Here is a 17,347-nt window from a genome sequence, read left to right on the forward strand (position 1 = left end):
TGGTTTCAAATTCATTTCCCATTCTTGCGTAAAACGGTATGAAAAAAAGTCTTAAAGGCTATTTAGAAGCATTTCTTTTCTTGTTTAACATCTTATTGGTATTCTTGCTGATATTTGAAAACTACATTCAAATTCCTTTATGGATGTTTCCTCTTGGTCGTTTGCATCCGCTCGTTTTACATTTTCCAATAGCTTTCTTGCTTTTACTTTTACTTTTTGATGCTTTTCGACCAAGGTTTGAAATGGAAGTGGAGCATTTTGTTATAAAATATTCATCGCATTTATTACTCATCGCTGTTTTTGTAACTACCGCTTCTGCCATTTCTGGATTGTTTGTGTCTCAAGAGGAAGGCTATGATCCGGAATCGGTAAATTGGCACAAGTGGACGGGTAGTGGCATGTCGGTTTTGGGGTATTTTTATTATGTTTTTAGAACCAAAATTGAAGCAAATAAAATGGTCCAAAGGTTTGCTACCTTTGGCTTAATTGGTCTTTTGTTGATTACCGGCCATTTGGGAGCCACCATTACCCATGGCGAAAACTTTGTTTTCGAAAGTTGGAAACCACAAAGCGTTGTAGAAATAGACAATGCGGAGGTTTTTACAGATTTGGTGCAGCCCATTTTTGAAGAAAAGTGTGTTTCCTGCCACAACGATAAAAAAACAAAAGGCGAGCTGAAGCTTAATTCCGTCGCAAACATTAAAAAAGGAGGTAAAACAGGGCCTCTTTTTGAGGGCAAAGATGCTGAAAAGAGTTTGTTAATGAAGCGTATTTTTCTAGATATAGACCATAAAGAACACATGCCACCCAAAGGAAAAACACAGCTAAGTTTGGAGGAGAAACAAATCCTAAAATGGTGGGTACAAAAAAATGCCGCCTTTAATTTAAAAGTGAAGGAGCTTCCTAAAAACGATTCTTTGTATAATTTGGCCCAAAAAAGGTTTACTAAAAGCACAACAGAAGAAAAATATGATTTTAAAAAAGCCAGTGCAGAAACTATACAGAAACTAAACAATGAATATCGGGTGATCAGCACCCTTTCAAAAACTTCGAATGCCCTGGAGGTTACTTTGTTTAATTCGAAATTCTATGCGGCTAAATCATTGGAGGATTTAACCGAAATTAAAGACCAAATGGTTACGCTGAATCTCAGTAAAGTACCAGTTGCGGATAAGGATTTAAAAACCATCAGTCAGTTTAAAAATTTACGTCATCTTAATTTAAATTTCACCAAAATTTCTGGAAAAGACTTCGGCGGATTGGTTGCTTTGCCGCATTTAAAAACCTTGGATTTGGGCGAAATAAAGGTATATTTAAAGAGTTTCAGAGATTTTTTAAAGAAAAGTAAAAACCTGAAGTCGGTGAGCTTATGGAACAGTAACTTAAGTAAAGCAGAACTGCTCAGTTTAGAAAAAGAGTTTCAAAATATAAATATTATAAAGGGTAAAGAGGAAAATATCCTAAAACTCAATTTGCCTTTTTTGAATAATAAACCAGTTGTTTTTAAAGATTCCATAGATTTGAAAATAGCACATCCCATAAAAAACGTAACCATAAGATTTACAACGGATCTAACGGAACCTGACAGCTTAAAATCTAAAATATACGTTCCTGGCAAAACGGTCCTTCAAAAAACCACCACGATCAAAGCCAAAGCTTATAAAACTGGGTGGATGGGCAGTGATATGGCCACATTTACAGTTTTTAAAAACCACTATAAACCCGACTCTGTGGTGCTGTTGAGTAAACTTAACCGTGTGCATCCTGCCAACGGCTCGGCCACGTTTTTTGATCAAGTATTTGGTACATTTAACGCCAACAGCCCCGCTTGGGCCAACAACTGGGCAGGTTTTAGAAACAACGACATGGAGCTTTTAATGGTTTACAAAAACCCAACCTCGGTTTCAGAAGTTTCAATAAACTTGCTCATTGAGACCGAAACAGGAATCTATCCGCCTCAACTCATAGAAATATGGGGAGGAACCTCTGAAAAAAACATGAAGAAATTAGGGACATCAAAGCCCATTCAACCCAAGCAATCCACCAAACCCTTTATGCAGGTGGCTAGCTGCAAAATAAAACCATTTAAAGGAACGTATTTCAAGCTTGTGGCCAAGCCATTCAATGTACTTCGAGATGGCAAACCCAACCCCGCATTATTTTTGATAGACGAGGTTTTTGTGAATTGATGGTTAATAGTCTGATATTTTTATTGTCAGTTCGAGCGTAGAATAGAACCCGCAGTGGTGATTTGCTTTCGTTCGGGATGCCGTACCAGTCGAACGCAACCCCTGTTGATATGCTGCTATTTACTATAACACCTCAGCTTGAGCCCCTCGAAGGCAAGTCCTTGTGTTTTGCTTTTCTCAGCTTAGACCTCATGGATATTCTACTAATGTAAATAATTACTCAAAAAAAATAGTGGATTTAGAGTTACTGTCATCCGACTAAAATGAATTTAATTAAAAAATTTACCCTCATTGGTCATGTAACCTTGATTTTGTTTTCACCTCTCCCCTTACTGACTGGCGTCGCCTCGCCGGCGGGGCCTTCATTTTTGCCAGTCGTGGCACCGTTCGAAAAAAAACGAATCGGAGTGGCGTACCACCAAAAAAAACTGCACGGCAGCGGCCGACCGCCTGCAAACTCACACATTCAAAATTCTCATATACAAGCAGTTATAAAAATATTCCCTATAGAGAATTTTGACTGTGTTCAAACAGTGCAGGGCGATATAAAGATTTCATTTTTTTCATTTTTTTCTCGGATGACAGTAATTTAGAATTGAAAAGATATAATTTTAAATCTGCAATGTGACATATTTATGAATACGATATGAATAGAAAATTTAAATGCCATCTTCATGCTTTGAAAATGGTGATGATGGCTACAATCCTTATTTCTTCTTTGAATTTGTATGGTCAAGAAAAAGATCAGGAATTCAGTCAATCACTTGAAAATGGTCGATTGGTGAATGAAGGATTTAATAGATGTACAAATTATGTAAATGCATGGATGAAATATGCTGACCCAAAGTCAGGCTTGATACCTAGAAATATCACCGACTCCAAAGATTTTTGGAATGCATGGGATGCAGCAGCAGACAATTATCCTTATATGGTGCTCACTTCTTCTATTCTTATGCCTGATTTCTTCAAAGGCAAGGCATTAGAAATGTTGAAAACGGAACAACAAATAACACCCAGGATTGGCAAGCTACCAGATACCTATTCTTTTTCAAAGGAAGGTTTTAGGAATAACCCAATAGACACCAGTCAGATCATTTTCGGCTCTGCAGAATATATGAAAGATGGACTCATTCCCCTCACGGAATGGTTGGGCAGAAGTCCTTGGAGTGACCGAATGATTGAAATTTTAAATGATTTACCCAAATTGACAAAAATAGCCAAAAACATCCAAGGAGATTTTTACGGAAATAGTGCGACAGTGGAAGTGAATGGCGATTTGATGCAAGTTTTAGCTAGAATGTACTGGTTTACCGGTAAACGAGCCTATTTAGACTGGGCCATAGAAATTGCGGATAATTATCTCAATGAAAAAAATTTACCAACCGTAGCCTTAGATCATTTACGGATAAGAGACCATGGGTGTGAAATTATATCTGGCTTATGCGAGGTGTACATAGCTTGCAGCTACGCTGAGCCAGAAAAAAGAAAGCAATGGCGTCCGTTAATACATTCGATGCTAGACCGTATTCTGGAAGTCGGAAGAAATGAAGATGGGCTTTTTTATGATGAGGTAAACCCCCAAAATGGTAAAATCCTCTCAAAACGTTTAGCTGATAATTTTGGGTATACGCTTAATGCCTATTGGTTTATTGCCCAAATGGATGCTACACCTATTTACCGAGATGCCGTAATAAAAGCCCTTAGCTCTTTGAATGAAAAATACAGAAACCACAATTGGGAGGGTAATGCGGATGGCTATGCAGATGCCATTGAAGGAACTTTAAACTTATATAACAGAGAACAGATTCCCTCAGTGAAAGACTGGTTAGACAGTGAAATTAAAGTGCTTTGGAAATTTCAGAAAGCCGATGGAATGATTGAAGGATGGCACGGAGATGGGAACTTCGCCAGAACCACCATCATGTATTGTTTATGGAAAACGCAGGGCATCGTTCCGGTGGACTGGCAAAAAGATTTGAACTTGGGAGCCATAAGAACAAGCAATGGTTTGAAAATCACTTTGGCAACAGCAACTGGGTGGAAAGGCCAACTAAAATTTGATGAGCAAAGACACAAAACCAAGATGAATTATCCTGCCGATTATCCAAGGATAAATCAGTTTCAAGAATGGTTTACAGTAGATTCCAATAAAAAATACAGCATAAAAAACATGAATTCCAATAAAATCAGCATGGTAAGTGGTAAAAAATTATCCAAGGGCTGGCGTGTTGAAGTAAAACCGGGTGAGGTTCTTTATTTGGAATTGATCGAAACTAACCGCTAGAGATTTGTTAAATAGAGAAAAATGAAGGGATAAATACACTACTATACGATTCCTGACAGTAAAATATTGATTTAGTTTCAGTATTAAAACCTCGAATCAAGCTGTAATATCGATGAATAATAGTAAGAGCTGACATAAAACTCATTCATCAATTTGAAGGAAACCATAGATTTGTATTCGTATTATTGAAGATTTTTAAAAGATTATTAAAAAAGAATTATGCTAAAAAAACTCCTTGCAGAAATAAAAAAAAGAAGAGTCGACATGCTTTTTGAAGTATTTTCACTTTTTTTGGGTTTAACGGCCGCTCTTTGGTTAGACGATTATCGTGATAAAAAGAAGGAAAATGAATTTAACAATAAAATGATTCTCGACATTAGAGGAGAATATAAAGACATTGCCAAAATCGAAAAAGAGTTACAAATCAACTCGAAATTTGTAGATACACTACGTTTTTTTACCAATAAAACTTTTGCCGAGATCGAAAATCTACATCTTTACGATGCAGCTTTATTAGAGGAAATAAAAAAAGAACAAAATGGAGAATTCTCTTTTTCTAATATTATGTCATTGACCAATGGCAATTTCAATGATTCATGGGTTTCAAATGCTTCTTGGGAATTACTTTCTAATCAAAATACCACAAGTATTGATTACGAACTATTAAAAATCCTAGGTGAGATAGAAGGTTCAAGAAAAATAGTTGAATTTCAAACCAATAGGCTAACTTCTCGGTATAGCCTTTTCAAACCATTGAACAAATATGAGCTTATAGAAATGGCAAATATTTTAGGAAATATCCAATCTTCAAAGTTTTATTTGATTAGTAATGTTAAAGTATTTTTAGAGAAAACAAAAAGTTACGACAAGAAGAAGTAAATATTTTGAAGAAAAAAACTCTTCTTTCAAATTTCGAAAGATAAGAATTGGCCTGAAAAGGAATAGAAACTTGAAATACACGCACGAAACATAAAAACTCAGCAGGGAAATGCTTCAAAAACTTACAAAGTAGCGGATGTAAACCCCATAGGTTCGGAAAATCAGGCGTTTAATCGGTAAAAACTACGCGTAGGCCTAGTCCGAAGCTTAAGTTTAATATTGGCTTCATTCTAAATGCTTGAACGCATTACGTTGTGCTGAACGAAGCCCTAGTTGTTGGGCGTAGCTATTAAATTTTATCAAATGCGTTAAAACCTAGTGTAGCTCTCAATTTGTTAAATCTTTCCTGTACAGATGGTGTAGTTTTCCAATATTCTAAAAGTCGTTTCCCATTGTCTGTTTCATGATTTATTTTTGCAAAAGATGTTGAAAGTTCTTTAAAGTTTTTAGGTTCTGAAATAAGATTGATTGCTTCGTCTAGAGTTAAGTTATTGATACGTATCATTTCTTGAATAATAATGTCGTCTAATAAAATATTTTTTATTCTAGATTTACTCAAACGTTCTTCTTCTTCTTCAATTATTTCTGACCCTTTGAATTTATCTGTTTTTGAAACAATTTCCTCTAAATATCTTTTAAGGGTTGTATTAATATTTGAAAGTTCTTTTACCTCTTTAGATAACTCAGATATTTCGGACTCCGATTTTCTATTTCGGATTAATTCTTGAAAAAGCCCAGCCCACTGAATTTTAAGCCACACTTCAATATCAATATGTTTTTCAAATTGATGAATGGGATTATTTCTTGGTTGATTTAGAATTAAATCAATAAATGAAAATATGTTAATTGAATCTACGTGGGCATATTTAATCGATGTATTTTCTCTGTTTTTCTTAAAGGTTTCATACTCAGAATAGACAGATTTTTCAATCAGAATATAGACTGGTATGTCACGCTTGAAAGCGTTTTCATATTCAAGTTTTGTTACGCTTTCATATCTGTTATAAAAATCATTCAATTGTATTTTATTCTGTGAACTTGCAGGCGAGCCATATCGTCCACCAATAATAAGTACAAAAATATCACTGGTCTGAACCTCTCGATAACAAGACTCATCGAGGGCTATGTCTGGGTTATAGGCAATACTACCTTTTTCTGATAGTATAGATTCATAACCAAGTACATCTATGAAGTTTTCTAATGATGAACGAATGTGCTTTAAGTCGTAATAAGTTGAACTAATAAATACCCTTGGTTTTGCCATAAAAGGTTTGTTTTAATTACCGCTAAAGTTCAGGGCTTTTGACAAGCTGGGATATAGAATCCTATCTGCTAAGCCTTAGTACAAATTTATAATAAAGTTCCTGATTTTCAATTACTTCCATCTGCCATACTTGCCATAAGCTTGATGTTTTTGCGGGTAAAACCCGCATTCCACCTATACGAAGGAATTATCCTTCGTATAGCGGGTGTTTTTCAAAAAGTGTTTGAAACTTATCTCTCGATTTTGAAAACTCTTTTGCTTCAAAAAAAATCTTTCCTTCAGCAAGTAAATTTGGTGCACTAAATTTAATTTCTTCTAATTCAGTTTTCAAATTTTCGTTTTCAACAGATAAAGAAACTTTCTCATTAATGACTTCTTGATGTTCAGTTTCTGAAACACAAGATGAAAGTAGAGCTGTTACTATCAAACAACAAGTAAATATTTTTTTCATAATTAACGGTAAAATGGGATTTCAATATTCGGAAAAAAGGTTCTTAAAATTCCTTCAAAAACTGGCATTAAAGAATAAACAAAGCCAATAAAAACAATACCTTTCAAAATAAAATAAACGTAATTATTACCTTCGATTTCGTTTACATCATTTCGGTTGCCTGTAAAAATAACGGAAAGTGCTTTTGTGATGTAATACCAAAGAAATAGCCAAGTATTTGTTAAGCCTATAAACAAAACACTTGTTTTTGCAATTTCGATTAAAGGATTTACGGTGTTTACTTTGTAAATGGTGTCGACAAATTCATTTAAAATAGAAAGTGTTTTAAAATTAAGAAATGAAAAACTGATAACCCAACTCGAAAATAAAATTCCGTATGCCAAAAGAATTTTCCCTTCGCTTTCTGATTTGGATTTTTCTTTTCTGATTAACAGTTGTGTAGCTGTAAGAGAAATTGCAAATGCAACTATGCCGACACTGGTGAGTGTGATTGTTTTTGTTATATCCATTTTATTTTGATTTTAATGATATTCTCCAATACTTTAGGTTAGAAATTTCTTTTGGTAAAACACCTGCTTTTATGTTTGGTGCCGTTGTTTCCCAAAGCACATAACGTTGATTTTCATATGTGTAAGCAATTCCTCTTATCGGTAAATTTACTCCGATAATTGAATGACTGTAATATTCGCTACTAAATAAAGCAACATCATAGCCATAATGAGCAAGCATTGTGTATAATAGCAATGTTCTTGTATCGCAGTCGCCATAAAGATTTGACATAAATTCTACTGGCGAATTGATGCCGAATTTTTGAAATCCGTTACAACTAGCATTTTCAGATGATAGATATTCCCGAATAAATTTGTCGTCATACAAATTAGGATTGCAATCGTCTGGAACAATTACTGAATAAGGAATATCTTGAACGAAAGAAACAAGAAGTTCCGCAAATTTCACGTTTGATAATTGATCTTTTTCTATAATGCCATCAAATAATTGATAAACTCCATTGAGATATTGCTTGTTATTTTCTTTTAACGAATAAATGATTTTATCGTAAGCTCTTAGTGTGGTTTGTTCTAAATTCAATGAGTTTTTAAAGTGTTTCGCTTTGCTGTAATCGCTTTTCTTTGTCCAAATATATCCCTCGTATTTGTTGCCGTCATAATCGTTCCATACCCGGAAATGCTTAATCAATGTATCGTTTTCTACAACATTATTTGTCGTGTCAATTATTGGCGTTGATTGCATTTCTTGCTCTTTCGGATTTTCAAGTACTACAGGTTTTGGATTGAAAGTATTTGAAGTACGGTTAAAAACCTGAAATAAACTAAAAATAAAACCAATTAGTATTACAATCCCAATAATTCTGAAAATCCAATTGTAAATTTTAGCAGGAATTAAATTCAGTAAAAGCAGAATTAGAGCAAATGGCAAAATGAAAGCCATTTGGGGCAATATCATTAGTAAAAATGCAATGCCTAAAATTATTCCGATTACTCCGATTATGGTAGAAAAACAGCCCTCGTTATTTGATGAATTTGCAGGTTTTGAATATTTCCATTCGCTCCAATATGTTTTCTTATGGTCTGAATAAAAATATTCCGTTCGTTTATAATTTCCGTTGTGTTCTACATTGCCTGTTGGTATTGAAGTTTTTGTTATAATTGGGTCTAGGATTATTGATGTTTGAGAAGTTGTATTAGTAATGGGAATTAGGTACTCTTTTTTTGTGTAATGCTCTACGACAAAGTCAAGAACATAGCCTGTAACGACTGCATCTATTGTTCCAAAAACTTCGTTGCCTTCGTCTTGGTGTAATTTTCTATTGAATTTTATTTCAGCAAATAACGGCTCGTGTAAATTGACTTCATATTCTTTGTCGTCTTTTTCTAAAACAGTATGTAATAGTTTTGGTAGTTTTTCTCGTGGTATTTTTAAATCTTGCTGTAACTGAAATGGCGATTTGCTGTAAACTGCATTATTGAGCATTACTTCGTAAATATTAAAATCAAAAAACTTGGAATGTTCGAACTGTTTGGAAAAGTTCTCGTCAATTTCGCCCCAATACTTTCCGTTTAATAATGCTTTGATGTAAGTATGTCGTGGAAGTTCTCTTGTTTTTTTAACTAATTTATATTGTAAACCGTTTTTATCGCTAAAAATTTCATCTTCATTGATTAATTCTGCACCTGAAAAATCAATATGATTATCTTTTACAATTTCATCATTAACGACAATTGATTTATCCGCTGTTTTCGTTCTAAAAAAGAAAAAATACAGAAAAACGAAAATTGCGATGATGATAATTGCAGTTGTCAATTGGCTTAAGGATAAATGTGGTTTAGTAATTCCTGTTCAGAAAGTACGTTTTTAGTTTTCGATTTGAGTATTGTTCTGAATGGCGGATTAGCCCAATACTCGTATTTTTCAATTTTATCGTTGATTAATTCATTATTTATTTTGGTAAAATGTTCTTGGTAAGCAACCGGATTTATTTTTTCCAATTTGTTTAAATACGGCAACAAATTTTCCCTAACTGATTTATTGTAATTTGAGATATTGTTCTCTATAATACGTTTATATTCTTTTTTGAAATCGTTGTAATCATCGATAATTATCCGTTTCTTAATTTCTGCTTTTTGTTCATAAAATTCACCTAATTTTCTAATGCTATATTTTAGGTAAACAGGTAAAAGGAAAATAGCAATAACTGCTATTGTAATGATAGTTGCTAAAGCATTAGAGGTTAATAACTGTTTAATGTCGAATGCTAACGCTGTTGAATTGGGTTTTAAGATTAAAACATTCAATGGTTGGGCAATGATAATAGCCAATAAAACAACAATGAATATTCTCAATCCCATTGAAAATGAGAGCTGAAATTGATTTGTTTTTATCTTTTGATTTATTCTGATTTTTGTTGGTAAAAGCGTTGGGGTAATGGTGTACAAAAATAAAACGTACATATTGGTAACAATATAACCCCAAACTATTCCAACGCCGATATCCGCAAAAACACTATGAAATAAATGTTCTGTGAAATATAAAGCACTTGCAAAACTGCACAACAAGATCACCAATACCAATAATCCGATGAGTGAAAAATAAATTTGAATTTTGTTACTGCACCTTGAAATTATAGTATAGTCTTCCCCAGACAACTTACAAAGACGGTTTCTTATGGCTTTAAGAAGTGAACTCATCAGGATTTATTTTTTTGATATATTCATCTAAATTGCCATCAATTTTTTCTTTTTCTCTTTCTTTATATTTTGCAATTGCGTATTCTGTGAGTTCTTTTTGAATTTCTGTTATTTTGATTTTTTCAAAAATCATTTTTTCGGCTTCGTGATTGATTATCAGATGACGTTCAATACCTTCTTTATCTTTGTAATAATCATAGCGAACTTCAATTCCATTTTCTGCCCGAATTAGGTCATCTCTGTTTTCGCTTAAATAATCGTATGGCGTTTTATTGAGCATCAACTTAAAGAAAATTGGTGTTAATTCTATAGCCATAAATAGCAAGGTTATAAAAAGTGTAATCCAAAAACCTGCAACCTCGTGAGCCAATTTTATACGTTCGAGCAAACCGTCTAAACCTTGTGCAACTTTTACGTTTGTAGCCAATACTTTTTCTTTTTCAGCTAAAATTTCCTTTCGTTTTTTATCTGCATCATTAATTTTATCTCCATTTTGTTGGTCAAATCTATCCAGTTCTGTATTTAAATTATCAATTTGAGATTTTAACGCTTTTGATAAAGGACCATTTCCTGCACCAATTCCATTAGCTTTGCCCATTAAATTGTCAGTGTACGCTTGTTCTGCAATTTTGATACGACTAATCAAATCTTGTCTTTGTTTACCTACTTCGCCTAAATCCCCTTCAACAACTTTTAAACGCTCTTCAAAATTGGCAGTTGTTTTCTTCTCAAATTCCTTTTGTAATTCAAGTTGCTTTTCATACAATTTATTATTGATTTCCGTTTGAAACATCCGTATTTCAATAGGTTTTGAAATCGTTATTGCAATGATAGCACCCATTATGATACGAGGAATGGCACTTTTGAATTCGTCCCAAGTTATTTTTTCTGTACCATCTCCTTTGCCCGTACTTGTAACAATGAAACGGTCAATATTGAAAATCATTAACCCCCAAATAAGTCCAAAAATAGCAGATAAAATAACTGTTGGAAAATCAACCACGTCTTCAACTGCTGAGCCTTTTGCTGAGAAAATAGTATAAAAGGCATATCCTCCTGCAAGTCCTGCCATTGCACCTGTGGCAAATACAATTCCACCCAAACACATATATTTGATTTGGTCACTATACGTTGCTCGTTCTAAAATATAACGGTCGCCTCCTGCACATTTCCAAAGGAAACGCATAATTTTACCTGCTTTTGGTGTGATGTAATAATCTCTTTTCATAAAAACTCTTGGATTTTAAATTCGTTAGATTTGATTGCTATATGTTTTGATTTAACGGTAAAACTTTGAATAGTAACCTTAGGTTTGCCGAAGGCAAACCTAAGGTTAGGTATTTTTATTCTTGTCTTTTGTCGAGTTATTTCAACCGGCCTAATGTTTTCAATTGTAGTTTTGAAAGGCTTTGAATTGAGTTGAAATTCTTTTTTGAGTTCAATTATAAAGACTTGTTTTTGAAAAAATCCAAAGACTTCAACCTTTATATTATCTGCTTTTAATGTTTGTAAATTCAGAATTAGTGGTATTGCAAAATCAAAACTTTTAGTATGGTCAACTTTGAAATAAATTGCATTTTTAAACTTAATGTCCACCACCAAATAAGAATTGTTAGAATGCCAATTTTTGTAATAGTCAAATGACAGTTTTTGCAACCGTTTGTTTTTCTTGAAAAGTATAGCAAGCAATTTCCCAATTCTAATATAATGGAATTTTAAAAACGAAAACAGCTGTTTTTGAATGTCAAAAAAAGATAGAGTTTTCGTCATACGCTACTGTTGTTTGTTTTAGTGCGGTTGGGGCAAAAGCAAATGTACTGCAAAGCGGTGGCTTTGTGCGGCTGGTTGCAGCTCTTTTGATTTTGCTGAAGCGTTGACATTTTGTATTTCATTTTTCTGTTCGTTTATTGTCAGTCGTGTTGTCTTATAGGGTGAGGCACAACAAGTATATTTACACAACTCATTTTTACAGTTGCGTAGATATCTCAATTGTATTTGATTGAATAATTTTGGTATTAAATTGATAATGAGGGGTTTGTGTGCAGATGGGTAATTGCGTAAATATTTTTATCATGAGAGTGGTGTTTTATATTTATGTTTTCAAAGATAAATTTTATTCTGCTTTATTCAAAATATTTATTTCATGACGCAAAATCGAACATAAATTCATCGAAAACATATACGAACTCACCAATGTTGTGAACGAAATCGCCAATGTTGTGAACTAACTCACGAATGTTGTGAACTAACTTACCAGCGGAACGCCGCCCGATGTTAATAGGAACTCACCAATGTTGTGAACTAACTCACCAATGTTGTGAGCTAACTCACTAATGTTGAGAACGAACTCACTAATGTTGAGAACGAACTTACCAATGTTTAATAGGAACTCACGAATGTTGTGAACTAACTCACGAATGTTGTGAACTAACTCACGAATGTTGTGAACTAACTCACGAATGTTGTGAACTAACTCACCAATTTTGTGAACTAACTCAATAAGGTTGTGAACGAACTCACCAATGTTGTGAACGAACCCACCAATGTTGCCCACGAACTCGCCAATGTTGAAAACTAACTCGCCAATGTTGAGTAAGATATTATCAACATCAAATAGTCATTAAACAAATCTAAAAGGAGTAAACTTTGGTTGAAAGCATCCTTACAGCGACAAAGCCACCAACTCGCCTGGGTGGCCAACGGCTCCTACGGCTACCACAATGTATTGTTTGCCATTGATGGAGTAGGTCATGGGTACGCCTGTTTGGTTGGCGGGAAGGTTGATCTCCGAGATGATTTTTCCCGTGGCTTTATCATGGGCTCTAAAAACTTTCCCGCCTCCGCCGTCAGAAGCATACAAGCCTGAGCCTTCTCCTGCAAAGAGTAACGACTTGGTGACCAACATGCCTACCCGCTCAGGTGAGCCCGTTCTTGGTATCTTTAGGCTTTTCAGTGCGGGTATGTTTTTTACCCATTCGGGGGTGTCGGAGTTGGGCACCATCCATTGGTGTTCGCCTTTGTTGAGGTCTATGGCGGTTATTCGGCCATAGGGTGGTTTTACCAAAGGCAGGCCATAAGGCCCAATGCGTGAAGAACCCAAAAACGCCACATAATCCATATCTCCGGCACCTTTTGGAGCGGCTTCTATGCTCATGGGCCTTAGAACCGTGCTGGAGGAAACATACAAAACGCCCGTTTCGGGGTCCACAACACCCCCTTGCCAGTTGGCTCCGCCCACGGCGTCGGGTATCATCAAGGTACCCAATTCTTGGGGAGGATTGTAGAGGTTTACAGGTGTGTATAAGGGTCCTTTGTGAAACTTGGCCGCAATCTTTTGGGCTTCTTTTTTTATTTCTGGGCTAAAATCCACCAAAATGTCGTCAGAATAGCCTTGTCGGTCAAAGGGAGCAGGTTTGGTCGGAAAAGGTTGGGTAGGGGAGGTGATTTCGCCAGGGACACTGCTTTTGGGCACAGGCTTTTCTTCTATCGGCCAAACGGGCTGACCCGTGATTCTATCAAAAACAAAGGCAAAGGCCTGTTTGGTGACTTGTACCACAGCTTTTATGGGTTTTCCGTCTACCTGTATGTCGGCCAAAATCGGTGGAGCGGGCAAATCATAATCCCAGATGTCGTGGTGTACCAACTGATAGTGCCAAACCCTTTCGCCAGTTTTGGCATTGAGACAAACCAAACTTTGAGAAAATAAATTGTCACCCGGACGATGGCCGCCATAAAAATCACCCGTGGGAGCTTCTAAGGGCAGGTACACATAACCCAAGTCGGGGTCGGCGGTGAGTGGAGCCCAGGCTCCTGCATTGCCCGTGTATTTCCAGCTTTCCTGTTTCCAGGTTTCGTTTCCAAGTTCACCAGCCTGTGGAATGGTGTGGAAAGTCCATATTTTTTTACCTGTTTTTACGTCATAGCCCAGTATATCGCCTCTTACTTGCGTTTTAGAAGTAGGAGCCAAGCCCACCGGAAAACTCGAACCTATTACGATGACATCGTTGACGATAATGGGCGGAGAAGTAGAACCAATGGTGGAGGTTGAGGGATCTAGTTGGCTATCCAAGCCTTTTTTCAAGTCTACGATTCCATTTTCGCCAAAATCACTCACCAAATGGCCCGTTTGTGCATCTAAAGCCACCAATTGAAAACTCGGAGAAACAAATACGATTTTATCTTTGCCATTGACTTTGTCTTCCCAATAGGCCACGCCTCGGCCAGAGTTTTGTCTGGGCACATAAGCTTTTCGTTCTTTTTCGTCTAATCTAAAAGTCCAAAGCGTTTCGCCGGTTTCCCCATCTATGGCTGCTACGCTGCGGCTCAAGCCTGCGGTGGTGTACAAGATGCCTTTCACCATCAAGGGCGTAGACTTGAAATAAAACTCAGGATTCGGGCCGAAATTATCAGTTTTCCATCGCCAAGCTATTTTCATTTGGCTAACATTGCTTTCGTTGATTTGGTCAAGCGGCGAATAGTTGGTGCTGGCAAAATCTCCACGGTGTTGTTTCCATTCCGCCTCTATGGTTTTGGGCTTGTTGTTTACCAAGGCAGGCCTAAAACCCATGCTGACCCTCGAGGGAGGAGCCATGCCCATTAAGATTTTCTCCGAAGGATTCTTAAAACTCAAGTGTTTTTCACCAGCTGGAAAGCCGTTGCCATTTAAAACAAAGGCTATAAGTGCGGTATAGGTTTTTTCGTCAAAAGCGTTGGGTTGGGTTTTGGGCATGGTGGTTTTGGTATACACATACAAATCCCTGAGGGTCTTGTTTTTCCATTTGGTCAGGAATCTTTCTCCTACCAGAGCGGTTCCGCCTTCTGTTCCTCTCAAGTCCCTACCATGGCAAGCTGCACATTGGTTGGCATATACTTCTGTGACAGACGCCACTTGGTCATTTGTAAAAACGCCGTCGAGTGCGGTGGGGAGTTCGGTTTTGAGTATGGGTTTCGTTTGTGAAAAGACATTTACCTGATTCGCCATTAGGTAAAGTAGCATGCCTAGCGTTTTATTCATGGTTGGTTTTTTAGAATATTATCCAAACATAAGAAAAAAGGATTAAACTTTTGTATGCTATAATTGAAGTATATTGTTGAGGATAAAAGAATTAGGGAGTGTTTGTTTTATGAGATTCAAAAAGCTTTAGATACGGGAAACCTAAACCTCAGGGACAATCACCTGAAGAGCATTTGGTGCAATGAAGGCATTGACTTCCTTTACTTTGCCCAAATATTCCCCGTCTATTTGAAAATGAACTTTCCTGCGAGTCTTCATGGACAAGGCGTTTGTTTGAAATATTTCGGTTTTGTCGGGGTCAAGTAAACCATGCGAATAAGCCATTTTTATGATTTCGATGAACGATATTTTTTTGATAACAATCACCTCAAACAGTTTATCGCCTAATTTACCGACGGGGTTGATCACCACGCCATTGCCGTATTTGGTGGCGTTGGCTATAACAATCATTTCAGCCTTCATTTTAATGCTCTTTTCGTCTATTTTTAAGGTAATTTCCATCAATGGATTTTGCCACAGGACTTTTAAGGCTGCCACAAAATAGCCCCACCAGCCGCGGATGGGTTGCTTTTCAAATTCTTTCATGGCATAGGCATTCAGCCCAATATCACTCAAATGAATGCAGAGTTGCTCATTGATTCGTGTGATATGAATCTTTTTTGAGAAAGCCTGCAAGAGTATATCCAAAGCTTTTGTAGGATTTTCACTTATTCCGAGTTCCTTTGCAAGTCCGTTGGCTGATCCGGCTGGAATGATGCCCAAAAGGATTTTGGTTTTTATCAAACATTCAGCCACCAGTTTTATGGTACCATCACCACCGACTGCAGCCACACAATCAGGTTTAAACAACTTTATCTTTGCTTTTATGGTTGAAATGTTGCAAGTTGGTGTGAGATTGTAAAAATCTATGGTGTTGCTAAGATTTGAAAAATAATTGGTAACCAAGGAGGTCCAGTCAATCGTATTATTGCCTGAACCAGCATTAATTACAAAAAGTACTTTTAAGTTTTTTGATGTCATAATGAAAAATGAAATTGAACATGCTGTTGCAACTGTAAAAGTATATCATGGTTATGGACACCAAAATAACCTGGTAGTGTATGGTCATGTTTTGGCTGGGAAATCTGTGCGTCCGAGTAAATTTAACAATAATCCCATCAGTAATATTATACATTTAGCCAGATTATTTTTAGTTAAACCTGTACCACATGTACAATTGAGTTTGCAGTGGCAAAATCAAACACTTCATGCCACCACTGAGGTGGATGGTTTTTTTAAATTTGAGTGGCAATCGGATTTTGAAATAGACGCGGGTTGGCATTTGATTGAAGTGCATTTGGTTGATGGTCAGGGATATAAGAAAACTAGTGGAGAAGGAAAGCTATTTGTTCCACATGCTACACAATATGGTTTCATTTCGGATATAGACGATACCGTTTTGGTTTCGCATTCGGCCCACACAGGTAAAAAACTCCGGGTGATGTTCACCAAAAATCCACGTAGCCGCAAAACTTTTGCCGATGTGGTGAAATTTTACAAGTTGCTGGCTCTTACCCATACAGAACCAAACGTGCCGAATCCTTTTTTCTATGTTTCGAGTAGCGAGTGGAATCTATATGATGATTTGAATGCTTTTTTTAAGCACAACGGCTTGCCAAAAGGGGCTTTTTTGTTGAATAATATAAAGAAGTGGTATCAATTGTTGAAAACAGGCAAAACCAAACACGAAGGAAAGCTCAACAGGGTGACGAGAATTCTGAAGGCTTTTCCGAGACAAAGGTTCGTATTGCTTGGCGATAATTCGCAAAGTGACCCGCAAATTTATGCCTCCATAGCCAATAAATATCCTGAGCAGATTGTGGCGGTTTATATTCGAAATATTAGTTTGGAAAAAGCAGATTTTACTACTGAAACCCTAAATTCAATACAAAATAAATCTATAAAAACCTTTCAGTCGCAACATACTGATGAAGCCATTCAACATGCTAAAACAATTGGATTGTTGGTTTGAGATGATTTTTGGAAATTATTTTTTGATAGTTAATAACTAAAGTTTCAGA

The 17,347-nt window shown here is 36.1% G+C and carries 13 protein-coding genes; 4 read left to right on the forward strand and 9 right to left on the reverse strand.

Translation table 11 applies throughout. From position 1 onward, the window contains the following. Nucleotides 1-38: 38 nt before the first annotated feature. The 3 genes from EGI24_RS17080 (at nucleotide 39) to EGI24_RS17090 (ending at nucleotide 5,352) form a co-directional block, all read left to right on the forward strand. Nucleotides 39-2,189 carry a c-type cytochrome domain-containing protein gene (locus EGI24_RS17080; protein ID WP_255049756.1) on the forward strand — a complete coding sequence of 717 codons (2,151 nt, stop codon included), beginning with the start codon at nucleotides 39-41 and terminating at the stop codon, nucleotides 2,187-2,189. A 646-nt stretch (nucleotides 2,190-2,835) separates the two neighbouring features. Next, nucleotides 2,836-4,473 carry a hypothetical protein gene (locus EGI24_RS17085; protein WP_255049758.1) on the forward strand — a complete coding sequence of 546 codons (1,638 nt, stop codon included), beginning with the start codon at nucleotides 2,836-2,838 and terminating at the stop codon, nucleotides 4,471-4,473. A 219-nt stretch (nucleotides 4,474-4,692) separates the two neighbouring features. Then, the gene (locus tag EGI24_RS17090) at nucleotides 4,693-5,352 is read left to right on the forward strand and encodes a hypothetical protein (RefSeq protein ID WP_255049759.1); all 660 of its coding nucleotides are present in this window, start codon (nucleotides 4,693-4,695) and stop codon (nucleotides 5,350-5,352) included. 289 nt (nucleotides 5,353-5,641) lie between these two features. On the opposite strand, the gene EGI24_RS17095 is transcribed toward EGI24_RS17090, so the two are convergent. The 9 genes from EGI24_RS17095 to EGI24_RS17135 form a co-directional block, all read right to left on the reverse strand. Next, nucleotides 5,642-6,616, reverse strand: coding sequence for a DUF4062 domain-containing protein (locus EGI24_RS17095; RefSeq protein WP_255049760.1), 975 nt, complete (start codon nucleotides 6,614-6,616; stop codon nucleotides 5,642-5,644). A gap of 187 nt (nucleotides 6,617-6,803) precedes the next feature. Further along, complete coding sequence (locus tag EGI24_RS17100) at nucleotides 6,804-7,067, reverse strand: hypothetical protein (protein WP_255049761.1); 264 nt, start codon at nucleotides 7,065-7,067, stop codon at nucleotides 6,804-6,806. A 2-nt stretch (nucleotides 7,068-7,069) separates the two neighbouring features. Beyond that, complete coding sequence (locus EGI24_RS17105; protein WP_255049762.1) at nucleotides 7,070-7,576, reverse strand: hypothetical protein; 507 nt, start codon at nucleotides 7,574-7,576, stop codon at nucleotides 7,070-7,072. Nucleotide 7,577: 1 nt separating this feature from the next. After that, nucleotides 7,578-9,389, reverse strand: a complete 1,812-nt coding sequence (locus tag EGI24_RS17110) for a hypothetical protein (protein ID WP_255049763.1) — start codon at nucleotides 9,387-9,389, stop codon at nucleotides 7,578-7,580. A 5-nt stretch (nucleotides 9,390-9,394) separates the two neighbouring features. Next, nucleotides 9,395-10,273, reverse strand: a complete 879-nt coding sequence (locus EGI24_RS17115; RefSeq protein WP_255049764.1) for a DUF4407 domain-containing protein — start codon at nucleotides 10,271-10,273, stop codon at nucleotides 9,395-9,397. Continuing rightward, nucleotides 10,257-11,501, reverse strand: a complete 1,245-nt coding sequence (locus tag EGI24_RS17120; protein WP_255049765.1) for a DUF4407 domain-containing protein — start codon at nucleotides 11,499-11,501, stop codon at nucleotides 10,257-10,259. Before EGI24_RS17120 ends, EGI24_RS17115 begins: the two co-directional genes overlap by 17 nt. Beyond that, nucleotides 11,498-12,043, reverse strand: a complete 546-nt coding sequence (locus EGI24_RS17125; protein WP_255049766.1) for a hypothetical protein — start codon at nucleotides 12,041-12,043, stop codon at nucleotides 11,498-11,500. Before EGI24_RS17125 ends, EGI24_RS17120 begins: the two co-directional genes overlap by 4 nt. An 892-nt stretch (nucleotides 12,044-12,935) precedes the next feature. Then, complete coding sequence (locus EGI24_RS17130; protein ID WP_255049767.1) at nucleotides 12,936-15,287, reverse strand: PQQ-binding-like beta-propeller repeat protein; 2,352 nt, start codon at nucleotides 15,285-15,287, stop codon at nucleotides 12,936-12,938. Nucleotides 15,288-15,428: 141 nt separating this feature from the next. Then, the gene (locus tag EGI24_RS17135) at nucleotides 15,429-16,307 is read right to left on the reverse strand and encodes a diacylglycerol kinase family protein (protein ID WP_255049768.1); all 879 of its coding nucleotides are present in this window, start codon (nucleotides 16,305-16,307) and stop codon (nucleotides 15,429-15,431) included. A gap of 1 nt (nucleotide 16,308) precedes the next feature. On the opposite strand from EGI24_RS17135, the gene EGI24_RS17140 reads away from it, so the two are divergent. After that, the gene (locus EGI24_RS17140; protein ID WP_255047618.1) at nucleotides 16,309-17,298 is read left to right on the forward strand and encodes an App1 family protein; all 990 of its coding nucleotides are present in this window, start codon (nucleotides 16,309-16,311) and stop codon (nucleotides 17,296-17,298) included. The last annotated feature ends 49 nt before the right edge of the window (nucleotides 17,299-17,347 follow it).

Source organism: Lacihabitans sp. CS3-21, assembly GCF_024343675.1.
Classification (GTDB): Bacteria; Bacteroidota; Bacteroidia; order Cytophagales; family Spirosomataceae; genus Leadbetterella.